The organism is Nocardia sp. NPDC019219 (genome assembly GCF_040632645.1).
In the GTDB taxonomy this organism is placed as follows: Bacteria; Actinomycetota; Actinomycetes; order Mycobacteriales; family Mycobacteriaceae; genus Nocardia; species Nocardia sputorum.
The window spans coordinates 1-12,714 of sequence record NZ_JBEYCG010000008.1; the positions used below are offsets into that span (position 1 = coordinate 1).

General features: G+C 70.5%; 12 protein-coding genes. 4 read left to right on the top strand and 8 right to left on the bottom strand.

Annotated elements, in window-relative coordinates:
- Nucleotides 1–121: 121 nt before the first annotated feature.
- From ABZ552_RS16515 to ABZ552_RS16525, 3 genes are all read right to left on the bottom strand, one after another.
- A complete protein-coding gene (locus ABZ552_RS16515; protein ID WP_357438066.1) occupies nucleotides 122–1,342 on the bottom strand; it encodes an acetyl-CoA C-acetyltransferase in 1,221 nt (406 codons plus the stop codon).
- Between the two features lie 40 nt (nucleotides 1,343–1,382).
- A complete protein-coding gene (locus tag ABZ552_RS16520; protein ID WP_357438327.1) occupies nucleotides 1,383–2,216 on the bottom strand; it encodes an SGNH/GDSL hydrolase family protein in 834 nt (277 codons plus the stop codon).
- Between the two features lie 304 nt (nucleotides 2,217–2,520).
- Entirely contained in the window at nucleotides 2,521–2,982 is a 462-nt protein-coding gene (locus tag ABZ552_RS16525) for a hypothetical protein (protein ID WP_281877618.1), read from the bottom strand.
- Nucleotides 2,983–3,085: 103 nt separating this feature from the next.
- Here ABZ552_RS16525 and ABZ552_RS16530 point away from each other — a divergent pair, with 103 nt between their 5' ends.
- A complete protein-coding gene (locus ABZ552_RS16530; RefSeq protein WP_063021560.1) occupies nucleotides 3,086–4,474 on the top strand; it encodes a cystathionine beta-synthase in 1,389 nt (462 codons plus the stop codon).
- Nucleotides 4,475–4,537: 63 nt separating this feature from the next.
- Here the strand turns inward: ABZ552_RS16530 and ABZ552_RS16535 are convergent, their stop codons facing one another.
- From ABZ552_RS16535 to ABZ552_RS16545, 3 genes are all read right to left on the bottom strand, one after another.
- A complete protein-coding gene (locus tag ABZ552_RS16535; RefSeq protein ID WP_357438070.1) occupies nucleotides 4,538–5,017 on the bottom strand; it encodes a DUF4254 domain-containing protein in 480 nt (159 codons plus the stop codon).
- Nucleotides 5,018–5,307: 290 nt separating this feature from the next.
- A complete protein-coding gene (locus tag ABZ552_RS16540) occupies nucleotides 5,308–6,915 on the bottom strand; it encodes an HD domain-containing phosphohydrolase (protein WP_357438073.1) in 1,608 nt (535 codons plus the stop codon).
- 499 nt (nucleotides 6,916–7,414) lie between these two features.
- Complete coding sequence (locus ABZ552_RS16545; RefSeq protein ID WP_357438076.1) at nucleotides 7,415–8,590, bottom strand: acyl-CoA dehydrogenase family protein; 1,176 nt, start codon at nucleotides 8,588–8,590, stop codon at nucleotides 7,415–7,417.
- Between the two features lie 228 nt (nucleotides 8,591–8,818).
- Here ABZ552_RS16545 and ABZ552_RS16550 point away from each other — a divergent pair, with 228 nt between their 5' ends.
- Nucleotides 8,819–9,961, top strand: a complete 1,143-nt coding sequence (locus ABZ552_RS16550; protein ID WP_281877623.1) for a cystathionine gamma-synthase — start codon at nucleotides 8,819–8,821, stop codon at nucleotides 9,959–9,961.
- 97 nt (nucleotides 9,962–10,058) lie between these two features.
- Here ABZ552_RS16550 and greA read toward each other — a convergent pair whose 3' ends face one another.
- Together greA and ABZ552_RS16560 are read right to left on the bottom strand one after the other, a co-directional pair.
- On the bottom strand, nucleotides 10,059–10,553 hold the full coding sequence (greA, locus tag ABZ552_RS16555) for a transcription elongation factor GreA (RefSeq protein ID WP_043731660.1): 495 nt from the start codon (nucleotides 10,551–10,553) through the stop codon (nucleotides 10,059–10,061).
- A gap of 297 nt (nucleotides 10,554–10,850) precedes the next feature.
- Complete coding sequence (locus tag ABZ552_RS16560) at nucleotides 10,851–11,321, bottom strand: DUF4307 domain-containing protein (RefSeq protein ID WP_281877626.1); 471 nt, start codon at nucleotides 11,319–11,321, stop codon at nucleotides 10,851–10,853.
- 102 nt (nucleotides 11,322–11,423) lie between these two features.
- Here ABZ552_RS16560 and mca point away from each other — a divergent pair, with 102 nt between their 5' ends.
- Both mca and ABZ552_RS16570 read left to right on the top strand, forming a co-directional pair.
- The gene (gene mca, locus ABZ552_RS16565) at nucleotides 11,424–12,308 is read left to right on the top strand and encodes a mycothiol conjugate amidase Mca (RefSeq protein WP_236566950.1); all 885 of its coding nucleotides are present in this window, start codon (nucleotides 11,424–11,426) and stop codon (nucleotides 12,306–12,308) included.
- Nucleotides 12,305–12,583, top strand: coding sequence for a hypothetical protein (locus tag ABZ552_RS16570; protein WP_195085991.1), 279 nt, complete (start codon nucleotides 12,305–12,307; stop codon nucleotides 12,581–12,583). Before mca ends, ABZ552_RS16570 begins: the two co-directional genes overlap by 4 nt.
- Nucleotides 12,584–12,714 lie beyond the last annotated feature (131 nt).

A 12,714-nucleotide genomic window follows, 5' to 3' on the forward strand; every position in this document is an offset into this window, starting at 1 on the left:
CGACGCATTGTTAGACGTCGATCGCTGCTCCTACCTCCACTCTCACCACCCCACCCCCCCCACCCCCACCCCCCCCCCCCCCCCGCCCCCCCCCCCCCCCCCCCCCCTTCTCGTCTGCGGATCAGCTGAGGCGTTCGATGACCATCGCCATGCCCTGGCCGCCGCCGACGCACATCGTCTCCAGACCGAACTGCTTGTCGTAGGTCTGCAGGTTGTTGATCAGCGTGGTCGTGATCCGGGCGCCGGTCATGCCGAACGGGTGGCCCAGCGCGATCGCGCCGCCGGAGACGTTCAGCTTGTCCTCGTCGATCTTCAACTCCCGGGCCGAGCCGAGCACCTGCACCGCGAACGCCTCGTTGATCTCGACCAGATCGATGTCATCGATGGTCTTGCCCGCCAGCGCCAGCGCGCGCTTACACGCCTCGATCGGGCCCAGGCCCATGATCTCCGGCGACAGGCCGGACACGCCGGTGGACACGATCCGCGCCAGCGGCGTCAGCCCGAGTTCCTTGGCCTTGGTGTCGCTCATGACGACCAGCGCCGCGGCGCCGTCGTTGAGCGGGCAGCAGTTGCCCGCGGTGACGGTGCCGTCCGGGCGGAACACCGGCTTCAGCGCCGAGACCGCCTCGTAGGTGACCCCGGCGCGGGGGCCGTCGTCCTTGCTCACCACGGTGCCGTCCGGCAGCGTGACCGGGGTGATCTCCCGCTCGAAGAAGCCGTTCTTGATCGCTTCCTCGGCGCGGTTCTGCGAGCGCACGCCCCAGCGGTCCTGGTCCTCGCGAGTGATTCCGGTGGAGGTCGCCACGTTCTCGGCGGTCTGCCCCATCGCGATGTAGACATCCGGGATCAGGCCGTCCTCGCGCGGGTCGTGCCAGATGCCCGCGCCGCCCTCGGCGGTCTTCGCGGTACGCTGCTGCGCCTCGGCGAACAGCGGGTTCTGCGTGTTCGGCCAGCTGTCGGCCGAACCGTTCACATACCGCGACACGGTCTCCACGCCCGCGGAGATGAACACGTCGCCCTCGCCCGCCTTGATCGCGTGGAAGGCCATCCGGGTGGACTGCAGCGACGACGCGCAGTAGCGGTGCACGGTGGTACCCGGCACGAAGTCGTAGCCCAGCTGGACGGCGACGACGCGGGCGATGTTGAAGCCCTGCTCACCGCCCGGCGAGCCGCAGCCCAGGATCAGGTCGTCGATCTGGGCGGGGTCCAGGGCAGGCACCTTGTCGAGCGCTGCCCGCACAATCTGCGTGGTCAGATCGTCGGGCCGCAGGTCGACCAGCGAACCCTTACGGGCCCGGCCGATCGGGGAGCGTGCGGTCGAAACGATGACGGCCTCAGGCATGAGGACTCCTTGGGTCGGACGGTTCTGACGAACCGGAGCGTTACTCGCGGGTTCGTACCGAATCTACGTCTCGCCGTCGGGTACCGGAAGCGCCTGTCCCGCCCAGTGCCTCCAGCAGCACCGGGAGCAATTGCGCGGCGGCCAGTTCGTAGCCGGCGGCCGACGGGTGGAATCCGTCGGCGGCGAACAGACGCTCTGGTGCGGCGCGGAACTCGGGCGCGAGCAGGTAGCCCATGCGCACCGGGTGCCCGCCCGCGATCGTCGTCGCCACATGCTGCGCCTTGGCCAGTCGCACGCTCCAGTTCTGCACGACGGTGCGCAGCGGCTGGGGAATGGCCGCCACCGTGCCGAGATTCGGACAGGTGCCGACCACCACCACCGCGTCGGCGCGGCGCAGCCGGGCGACGGCGGCGGCGAGCCTGCGCGCGGACGCGCGGATCGAGTGCTTCTTGGTGACGTCGTTGGCGCCGACGAGGATGACCGCGGCATCCGGCGGCGGCCCCGCGACGAACATCGCGTCCACCTGGCCGGCCAGGCCCTTGGACGTGGCGCCGGAGATCGCCTTGGTGCTCAGGCGGACCCGCTGCCCGGTCGCCTCGGCGAGACCACGGGCCAGGCGCACGCCCGGCACCTCGTCGGCCACCGTGCAGCCGAGGCCCGCCGCGGTGGAGTCGCCGAAGATCATCAGGTGCAGGTCGGTGTGCTTGCCGGTGCGCCAGGGCTCGGGCTCCGCGCAGCCCGCGGTGTAGATGCCGTCGGCCTCCGGCGGCTTCGAGGTGTCCCGGCCGATCATCCCGCGCGCGACGCCCGCTTGCGCCATGAGCAGGCGGTAGGTCGCCCACCATGCGGTTCCTGCTCCGGAACCGGCGAGCATGGCCGCCGCACCGGTGATCGCCGCGGCGCGCCGGCGAGACCGAGGTGCGCTCACGCCAGCGATTTTACGAAATCCCGTCCGGACGACCAGTGACGACGAATCGGCGCTCGTCGGGCGCCCGCCTCGCCCGGGCGCCGGCTGCTGGCCGGTGTGACGGGCTCGGGATCACCGGGCATGGCCGCGGGCGTCTGACGTGGGTGTCGGTGCCGAGTCCGGGTGGCCGGGCTGACGTCGGCCGAGGACCATGCGGTGCCACGCCGTGGCGCTGTCACGGTGCGCGCCGAGTCCGTCGAACCGGCCGACGTCAGCCAGGGACCACGAAGCTGCCGCGAGCGGGGATGCTCGCCGCGTCGGTGGAGACGGTGACCTCCACCAGGCCGGGGCCGGTGTCCTGGAACAGCGCGTACTGGATGCTGCCGTAGATGCCGGTGACCACGAGGTTGTCGTAGCTACCCGTCGCGCCGGTGGTGACGTTGCGCCACGCCACGGTGGTGCGGACCTCGCACAGGGGCGCCAGGGGGTAGATGCCGGGCCCGATGCCGCTGACCGGCAGCGCCCGGACGTTCAGGATGGCGCGCCCCGGCCATTCGGGACCGGTGTCGGCCCAGGTGCGGATGCTGGTCCAGCACAGACCACCGCGCGCGAGCGTGGGCACTTGCGGGAATTCGACCGTCGCCGCGTGCGCGTGCGCGCCGGATCCGACCACCAGGGCCACCGCCGATCCAGCCAGAATCGTTGCGGCGCGGGCGATGTTCGGCTGCCTCATGGCAGCGATCCTAAGGCCGCGGGCGGCGGTTCGCCGGTAGTCCGCGCCCACTGCACGTGGCGTGCGCGAACTCACAGTTAGTGCGTCTGCAACTATGGGGTCCATGCGCATCGCGGATCATGTCGTGGATCTCATCGGCAACACGCCGCTGGTCCGGTTGAACTCGGTCGTCGGACCGAACGCGGGACTGGTCGCGGCCAAGGTCGAATACCTGAACCCGGGCGGCAGCTCGAAGGACCGGATCGCGGTGAAGATGATCGATGCCGCCGAGCAGTCCGGGAAGCTGCGCCCCGGCGGCACCATCGTCGAGCCCACCTCCGGCAACACCGGCGTCGGCCTCGCCCTGGTCGCGCAGCAGCGCGGCTACAACTGCGTGTTCGTCTGCCCCGACAAGGTCAGCGAGGACAAGCGCAACGTGCTGCGCGCCTACGGCGCCGAGGTCGTGGTCTGCCCCACCGCGGTGCCGCCGGATCACCCGGACAGCTACTACAGCGTTTCCGACCGCCTGGTGCGGGAGATCGACGGTGCGTGGAAGCCCGACCAGTACTCCAACCCCGGCGGTCCGGCCAGCCACTACGAGACCACCGGCCCGGAGATCTGGCGCGACACCGACGGCAAGGTCACCCACTTCGTGGCGGGCGTCGGCACCGGCGGCACCATCACCGGCACCGGCCGCTACCTCAAGGAGGTCTCCGGCGGGAAGGTGCAGATCATCGGCGCCGACCCGGAGGGATCGGTGTACTCCGGCGGCACCGGGCGGCCCTACCTGGTCGAGGGCGTCGGCGAGGACTTCTGGCCGTCCGCCTACGACCCCGCCGTGCCGGACGAGATCATCGCGGTCTCCGACGCGGATTCCTTCGACATGACCCGCAGGCTGGCCCGCGAGGAGGGCCTGCTGGTCGGCGGTTCCTGCGGCATGGCCGTCGTCGCCGCCGTCGAGGTGGCGCGGCGCGATCCCGACGCGGTGGTCGTGGTGCTGCTGCCCGACGGCGGCCGCGGCTACCTGTCGAAGATCTTCAACGACGAGTGGATGAGCTCCTACGGCTTCCTGCGCGAGCGGCTGGACGGCACAGCCGAACCACTGGTGGGCGACGTGCTGCGCGGCAAGTCCGGCGAGCTGCCGGACCTGGTGCACACGCACCCGTCGGAGACGCTGCGCGACGCGATCGAGATCCTGCGCGAGTACGGCGTGTCGCAGATGCCCGTGGTCGGCGCCGAGCCGCCGGTCATGGCGGGCGAGGTCGCGGGCAGCGTGTCCGAACGCGATCTGCTGTCGGCGGTCTTCGAGGGCCGGGCGCACCTGACCGACTCGGTGGCCCAGCATATGAGCCCGTCGTTCCCGCTGATCGGTTCGGGCGAGCCCATCTCCGCCGCGACGAAGGCGCTGTCGGACACCGACGCGCTGATGGTCGTCGAGGACGGCAAGCCCGTCGGCGTGATCACCCGCCACGACCTGCTCGGCTTCCTCAGCACGGGCAGCATCGGGAAGTAGCCGGACACCGATTGCCGGAGCCCACTCGCCGCACCGGGTAGGGCGGCGAGTGCGAGCCGTGGCCTACGCCGGGCGCCTCCCGCGCACCGTCTCGCGCACGCCGCCGGTGATCAGGTCGGTCCATTCGTCGGCCAGCAGGGCAAGCCGGTACCAGGCGGCGTGCACCCGGGCGTCGGACACCTTGTCGGCGGTGTGCAGCAGGTGGCTGGCGTGGACGTGGGCGGCGGCCATGCGGTCGACCGTGGCGCCGACGGATTCGGCGCGCAGGTGGTCGGTCGCCCGCTTCCTCGGCAGCTGGTCGATCACCCACGCGTCGATGGCCGCGACGAGTTCGGATCGGCGGCAATCTATTCCGGCCGCGGCCAGCGGTTCCAGGTGACGCCTTCGGTGCAGCGCCGCCAGGGTCCCGGCCCACACGAGCAGCGGGTGGTCATCCTCCGGCTCGCTCCGATGACCACCGAAGGCGGCCACCAATTCGCGCTGGTCCGGCAGCGGCCGGACGCCGCCGTGCGAGCGCCGGGGCAGATGGTCACGCACGAACATGGCCGGCTCCCAGCGCATCCGGAACCGAACGCAGCGCGTGAGGGTCTATCGTCGACGTGTGCATCTTCGCACCTCCAGTGGTGTGACGGTGGAGGCATCGCCCCAATGCCCGGTTCCCCCAATATCATCCGCGTGCCCCTTGGCCTGACGGTGACACTTATATGGCATGTGAATGACAAGAGGTAACAATCCTCTACCCGCCCCCGCGCCGAGTCGTGTGAGGACGTCTCCGTAGGCCCGCAGGCAGGCGAATCCCCCTCGGCAAGAAGAGGAGTCCGGAGAGAACCGGCTCAGCCGGGCAGCAGGCGGTGCGACATCGCGAAGACGGCGGCGCCCGCCCGGGTGCGGTGGCCGGTCTTGGCACGCAGTTCGGTGAGGTGGTGCGCGACAGTGCGTTCCGGCAGGAGCAATTCGGCGGCGATCTCCCGGCCGCAGCGGCCACGAGCCGACCGGCGCAGCACGTCGATCTCGATCTCCGAGAGGTCGTGCCCCGCGGGGCCGGGGCGGTCCTCGGCGGCCGCGATGACGGCGGCGCAGGCCGCACCGTCGAGTCGGCCCGCGGCGACTTCGGCGCCGAGGTGGGCGGCGGCTTCCGCGGGGCGGGCGGCCGGCCGATAGGGCCGCGCTTCGGTGCAGGCCGCGAAAACGTCCGCCGCCGCCAGTAATCGCGCCCCCGGCGAGGTGTCCCTCCTGCGCCGGGGATAGCCGCTGCCGTCGAGGCGTTCGTGGTGCCCTGCGGCGACATCGGCCAGACTCGCCAGGCCCGGGCAGCGGCGCAGGATGCGTTCGGTCCAATAACTGTGCAGCCGCACATGTTCCCACTCTCGCGGACCGAGTGGGCCGCCGCGGTCCCAGACCGCGCTGGACACCGCGGCGCGGCCCAGGTCGTGCAGCAGGGCGGCGGCGCGCAGTGCCGCCCGGTCGTCGGCGGGCAGGCCCATTCCGGCCGCAGCGGCGTCGGCCAATCCGGCCACGTGCGCCGAGTGCCCCAGCAGGTAACGGCCTTTCAAGTCGACGACCATCGCCAGCGCCAGGCCGGGGCGGTCGAGTTCGGCGGCAGGAAGCGTCGACGGCGTTCCGGGTTCCGCGGCGAGGACGGCGGTGAGCAGGTCGGGGACGTCGAGCGCCGCCCGGATGGCGTCGGCGTCGCAGACGGCGACCAGATCGGGGTCGAGGTGCCCGCCGGACCGTCGCCGCAGCTCCTCGACGACGTCCGGCCGCCTCGCCATGCGGCCCAGGGCGGGACGTGCCTGTTCGTGCTCGGCCTTGTCCGCCGGGTCGCGGTCGCGCGGGGCGACCGGCGCGGGTTCCGGACCGGCCGTGCCGAGCGCGAGTACCGCCTGTTCGGCCACGTGCAGAATCCGGCCCGGGAGCGAGATGGTTTCCCCACGCAGCCGGTTCGGCGCACCGAGCCCGTCCCAGCGTTCCTCCACCTCGGTCAGCGCGCGAACGGCGGCATCCGGCAAGCCCAGTCGCGGTCCGAGCGCCCGGACGATCTCGCCCGAGGACCGCAGCGCCTGCGGCGGCGCGATCTGCGACTGCGCGACGAACCGATTGCGCAGCGCCGATTGGGCGGCGGGCGACCAACTGCCGAATCGGCGCAGCTGCGCGGTGAAGACGGCGGGATCACCCGGATCGAGCACCCGGCACGCGCGCTGGAACGCGATGTCGTCGGCGTACCACTCCGCGTTCTCCGAGGCGCGGCCGGTACACCCGAGGTCGGCGAGGAGTGCGGCGTGGAAGACCGCGCGGCGCTCGGCGTCCGGCAGCCCGATCCGCTCGGCGAGGCCGGTGGCGACCAGACAGGTGGCCAGCCCTTTCTCGAACGGCATCCCGGTGGCGAGATCGGTGGTCAGCGACAGTGCCGCGAAAACCTCGGCGGCGCGGATCGACGACATGCACCGACAGTAGTGTCCGTCCGTTGCTCGCGCAGGCTCGAATCGGTTCTGCGCGAGCATGATCCGCGCCCGGAACGGACCGGCGTCCGGTCGGCTGCCGGGCGGTCGTCCGGCTCCGGCTGGGCATATCCGGCGGGATGCGGGCATGGGACGGGATTCGGCAATTCATCAGCACCGTTCGTGCCCCTTGCCGGTTCCTCGTCATCCGCCGACGGCCGGATCGCCGCCACGATCGTGGGCCAGGGCGGTCGGCGAGCGGCCCCCCGTGTCCGGCTGCCGGTACGGGCCGCCCGGCCCGCCGCAAGGCGATCGAGCCGACCGGCTCGACGCCGATCAGCCGGGCTGACGCAGGAGTGCGGTGCCGAAAGTGCGGGTGGTGCGCGCCGACCACGAACGGCAGGTCGTTACGACAGGCATTATCAATGCCGCCTGTCCCTCGAGGAGGACAGCGAACCTCCGGCGCCCCCGGCGGCTGACCGGCCTGGGCGTGAAAGGCTGGTCAGCGGAAAGCGTTCGCGTCGGTCAAAGCCCGCCCGAGCACCAGCTGGTGCACCTCCGCCGTGCCTTCGTAGGTGAGCACCGACTCCAGGTTGTTCGCGTGCCGCAGCACCGGGTAGTCCAGCGTGATCCCGTTGGCACCGAGGATGGTTCGGCACTCACGGGCGATCGCGATGGCCTCCCGCGTGCTGTTCAGCTTGCCCGCGCTCACCTGCTCCGGCGTGACCACGCCGCGGTCCTTCAGCCGTCCGATGTGCAGCGCGAGCAGCTGACCTTTGCCGAACTCCAGCGCCATGTCGGCCAGCTTGGCCTGGGTGAGCTGGTAGGCGGCCAGCGGCTTGTCGAACACCTCGCGGGTCCTGGCGTACTCGATGGTGGCCGCCAGGCATTCGCGCGCCGCGCCGAGCGCGCCGAAGACGATGCCGAAACGCGCCTCGCTCAGGCACGCCAGCGGCGCGGCCAGTCCCCGCGAACCCGGCAGCACCGCGTCGGCGGGCAGGCGAACGTCGTCGAAGCCCAGCTCCGCGGTGACCGACGCGCGCAGCGACAGTTTGCGGTGCATCTCCCGCGCGGTGAAGCCGGGCGTCCCGGCGGGCACCAGGAACCCGCGGATCACCTGCCTGCCCTCGTCCTCGGTCTGCGCCCAGACCACCGCCACGTCGCTCACCGACCCGTTGGTGATCCACATCTTCGAGCCGTTGAGCACCCAATCGGAGCCGTCGCGCTTCGCCCAGGTCCGCATGCCGCCCGGGTTCGAGCCGAAGTCCGGTTCGGTCAACCCGAAGCAGCCGATCGCGCGCCCGGCGGCGAGTTCCGGCAGCCAGCGCTGCTTCTGGTCCTCCGAGCCGAATTTGTGGATCGCGGTCATCGCCAGCGAACCCTGGACCGAGACCATGCTGCGGATGCCGGAGTCCACCGCCTCCAGCTCCTGGCAGGCCAGGCCGTACGCGGTCGCCGACATGCCCGCGCAGCCGTAGCCCTCCAGATGCATGCCGAGCAGTCCGAGCTCGCCGAGTTCGGGGGCGAGTTCGCGGGCCGGGAAGGTGCCCGCCTCGAACCACTCGGCGACATGCGGGCGCAACCGCCGAGCCGCGAAGGCCGCGACCGTGTCCCGGATCTCGCGCTCGTCCTCGGACAGCAGTGCATCGGTGGCGAACAGTTCTTCCACGGTGACCATGAGCTTCAGCCTAGAGGGGGCGGTTTCGGTGAGACTGAACTCACGCACGACGCATCGGCGCATTATTTTCGGCGCGGGCCGGACATCCGCGTAATTCGACCGAATCGCGGGTCGGGATCCCGGTGTGCCGACGCCGTTGTGGGATTTGCCCGATTCGCCTGCGCGCACCGCCGCGATATGCCCGCACCGGGAAGTTGCCCTGGAATCGCCCCGATTAGGCTGGCCCTCATGAGCGAGCTGGGATTCTCCACACGGGCCGTGCACGCCGGGTACGAACCCGATCCGCAGACCGGCGCGGTGAATGTGCCCATCTACGCGAGTTCGACGTTCGCCCAGGACGGCGTGGGCGGGTTGCGCGGCGGTTTCGAGTACGCGCGTACCGGCAACCCGACGCGGTCGGTCCTGGAGGCGAACCTCGCCGCGCTGGAATCGGGCCGCTACGGCCGGGCGTTCGCGTCCGGCATGGCCGCGACCGACTGTGCGCTGCGCGCCACGCTGCGACCGGGCGATCACATCGTGATCCCCGACGACGCCTACGGCGGCACCTTCCGGCTGATCGACAAGGTTTTCAGCCAGTGGGGTATCGAGCATTCGCCCGCGCACGTATTCAACGTGGACGAGATGCGCGCCGCGATCCGGCCGAACACCAAGCTGGTCTGGATCGAGACCCCGACAAACCCGCTGCTGAGCATCGGCGACATCCCGGCGCTGGCCGACGTCGCGCACGCGGCGGGCGCGAAGCTCGTCGTGGACAACACCTTCGCGACCCCCTACCTGCAGCAGCCCCTGCGGCTCGGCGCGGACATCGTGGTGCACTCCACCACCAAGTACCTCGGCGGCCACTCCGACGTCATCGGCGGTGCGCTGATCACCGACGATCCGGAGCTCGACGCGGCGTTCGCGTTCCTGCAGAACGGTGCGGGCGCGGTGCCCGGCCCGTTCGACGCGTTCCTCACGCTGCGTGGCATCAAGACCCTGGCCCTGCGGATGGACCGGCACTGCGACAACGCCGAGACCATCGCGGAGTTCCTGTCCGGGCACCCGTCGATCTCCCAGGTGATCTATCCCGGCCTGCCGGAGCACCCCGGCCATGCGGTCGCGGCCGGGCAGATGCGGCGTTTCGGCGGGATGATCTCGGTGCGCCTGGGCGGCGACGTGGAGGCGGCGCGCAAGTTCTGCGCGCGGACCGAGGTGTTCACCCTCGCCGAATCCCTGGGCGGTATCGAGTCGCTGATCGAGCATCCGGCCGCGATGACGCACGCCTCCACCGAGGGATCCGAGCTGGAGGTGCCCGCGGATCTGGTGCGGCTGTCGGTCGGGATCGAGGATGTCAGCGACCTGCTCGCGGACATCGAGCAGGCGTTGAGCTAGGTTCACGGACATGAGGAAGCGGCCGCACCCGATGATCGGGCGCGGCCGCTCGTGTCCGCGGGGGTATCGGCCGGGCGCGATGCCGCGGCCTGAATCATCAGCTGTGGTAGGGCTCGGCGCTGATCAGCGTGACCTTCATCGTATTGCCGTTCGGCAGCGTGTACTCCCTGGTCTCGCCCACTTTGGCATCGATGAGCGCGCCACCGAGCGGGGAGTTCGGCGAGTAGGTCTCCAGCTTGGAATCGTTGAGGCCCTCCTCGCGCGTGGCGATCAGGAAGGTCTCGGTGTCCGTCTCGTCGCCGTCGTAGTAGACCTTGACGACCGACCCGGGAAGCGCGACGCCGGACTTGGTCGGTGCGACGCCGACCTTGGCGTTGTTCAGCAGCTCCTGCAGCTGGCGAATGCGCGCCTCCTGCTGACCCTGCTCCTCGCGGGCGGCGTGGTATCCGCCGTTCTCCTTGAGGTCGCCCTCTTCCCGGCGTTCGTTGATCTCGGCGGCGATGACCGGACGATTGGCGATGAGCGCGTCGAGTTCGCTCTTGAGCCTGTCGTGCGACTCCGGGGTCAGCCAGGTCACTTGCGTCTCAGTCATCTCGATCACTCCCTAGTAGTTGTTCCCGGCAGGCCGGGATTCCCTGAGCACCGGCGTGCGCCCACCCGGAGGCGGGCACGCACCAGTCGACGGCTAGAGCGATCCTGGGAAGTTCATCGAACCCCGACAGGCCCTGGTCGCGGGCAAGCTCGCAAGCCCGAACCGTCAGCGCTGGCCGCCAATGCAGCAAACACGGCTCCGAGCCCCGGAACCGTGTATCACGCCATTTTAGCATGATTCACAAATGTGCTGGTCGGAGTTGATTTCCTGGGCAGGTCGCCGGTGGATGCGCGGAAATCAGCCAACCCGTAGGTAGCCGGGTACCCGATCACTGCACGCGTACACGCTGCCCGACGCGGGCCGCGCGGACGAGCGCACCACGGTGGTCAGCTCGACCGTCCCGCTGCTCGACGGTTCGATCAGCACCTCGCGACGACCGAGTTCGGAGCCGTCGCGCGCCATCGCGCGGACGAAACACACCACGGGCCGCTCCGGATCGGCCCGGGTCACCTTGAGCCGGATGGTCATGGTCGAGTCGTCGACGACGACGTAGCCGAGCTGCTCGGCCTCGATGTCCTCCGGACCGTACTTCTGATATCCGAGGTAGGCCACGCCGAGCCCGGCGAGCACCACCAACACACCGAGCACCGGCACGACCCAGCGGCGCGGCTTGCGTGGCCGCGTGCCGTACCGGTCGGCCGGGGGGCCGCTGGGGGGCGCCGCCGCGGCTTCGGCGTCGCCGCCGCTCTCCGGCGCGGGCTGGCTCATGGTGGTCGCTCCCGGGGGGTACGTCGGAACAAATGCGGGTCGAATGGAACTATAGGTAACGAAGCCCCGACACCCGCGACCGAGAGCGACGGAGAACGAGACGTGAGTGGCCTTCGCCTCATGGCGGTGCACGCCCACCCAGACGACGAATCCAGCAAGGGTGCCGCGACGACCGCCCGTTACGCCGACGAAGGACACGACGTCCTCGTCGTGACGCTGACCGGCGGAGAGCGCGGAAGCATCCTGAACCCGGCCATGGACACCCCAGGCGTCCTGGAGCGCATCCACGAGATCCGCCGCGAGGAGATGGCCGCCGCGGCCCGCGCGCTCGGCGTGCGCCAGCACTGGCTCGGTTTCGTCGACTCGGGTCTGCCGGAGGGCGACCCGCTGCCGCCGCTGCCGGAGGGCAGCTTCGCACTGGTTCCGCTCGAGGAGGCCACCGAGGCCCTGGTCCGCGTGGTGCGCGAGTTCAAGCCGCACGTGATGACCACCTACGACGAGACCGGCGGCTACCCGCACCCCGACCACATCCGCTGCCACGAGGTGTCGATGGCGGCGTTCGAGGCGGCGGGCGACCCCGAGCGTTTCCCGGACGCGGGGGAGCCGTGGACGCCGCTCAAGCTGTACTACGACCACGGCTTCAGCATGAAGCGGATGGAGATCTTCGCCGCGGAGTACGAGCGTCTCGGCGAGCCGTTCCCGCTGCAGGAATGGCTGGACCGGATGCGCAAGTACGCCGCCGAGCGCGGTGACATGTTCGCCCGGATCACCACCCAGATCGACTGTGCCAAGTACTTCCCGCAGCGCGACGACGCCTTGCGCGCGCACGCGACGCAGATCGACCCGAACGGCGCGTTCTTCGCCATTCCGATGGAGATGCAGCAGCGGTTGTGGCCGACCGAGGAGTTCGAGCTGGCCAAGACCCGGGTGCGCACGGAGCTACCGGAGACCGACCTGTTCGCGGGCATCGAGGACGAGCGGTCGTGACGCTGGTCCTGCTCGCCCAGACGCCCGGCACGCCGACCGGGCCCGAGTTCGGCAAGGCGTCGCCGCTGGGTCTGGTCATCGTGCTGCTCCTGCTGGCGGGCACGTTCCTGCTGATTCGATCGATGAACCGGCACATCAAGGGTCTGCCCGCGACCTTCGAGCCCGAGCATCCCGAACCGGACCAGGAGGCCGACGAAGGGACCGAGCACGGCATCACGCGGCGGGCCGAGGAGCCGAAGGGCGCCGACCCCGAAGGGCGCGCCGAATCCGGCTGATGGGCAAGAGCCCTTCTGACCTGCTATTTGTTACCTTTCCGCCCGCTCTTTCGTCAAAGCGGTAGTCGCGGCACGAACCACGGCTCGTCCTCCCGGACAGCCGCCCAGGACTCGTTGCCCGCGTCTCCTAT

Bases quoted from the DNA above. Each gene is read 5' to 3' on its own strand.
- ABZ552_RS16540 (WP_357438073.1), bottom strand. From the start codon at position 6,915: ATGTCGTCGATCCGCGCCGCCGAGGTTTTCGCGGCACTGTCGCTGACC.
- ABZ552_RS16545 (WP_357438076.1), bottom strand. From the start codon at position 8,590: ATGGTCACCGTGGAAGAACTGTTCGCCACCGATGCACTGCTGTCCGAG.
- ABZ552_RS16525 (WP_281877618.1), bottom strand. From the start codon at position 2,982: ATGAGGCAGCCGAACATCGCCCGCGCCGCAACGATTCTGGCTGGATCG.
- ABZ552_RS16515 (WP_357438066.1), bottom strand. From the start codon at position 1,342: ATGCCTGAGGCCGTCATCGTTTCGACCGCACGCTCCCCGATCGGCCGG.
- ABZ552_RS16535 (WP_357438070.1), bottom strand. From the start codon at position 5,017: ATGTTCGTGCGTGACCATCTGCCCCGGCGCTCGCACGGCGGCGTCCGG.
- ABZ552_RS16520 (WP_357438327.1), bottom strand. From the start codon at position 2,216: ATGCTCGCCGGTTCCGGAGCAGGAACCGCATGGTGGGCGACCTACCGC.
- ABZ552_RS16560 (WP_281877626.1), bottom strand. From the start codon at position 11,321: ATGAGCCAGCCCGCGCCGGAGAGCGGCGGCGACGCCGAAGCCGCGGCG.
- ABZ552_RS16550 (WP_281877623.1), top strand. From the start codon at position 8,819: ATGAGCGAGCTGGGATTCTCCACACGGGCCGTGCACGCCGGGTACGAA.
- greA (WP_043731660.1), bottom strand. From the start codon at position 10,553: ATGACTGAGACGCAAGTGACCTGGCTGACCCCGGAGTCGCACGACAGG.
- ABZ552_RS16530 (WP_063021560.1), top strand. From the start codon at position 3,086: ATGCGCATCGCGGATCATGTCGTGGATCTCATCGGCAACACGCCGCTG.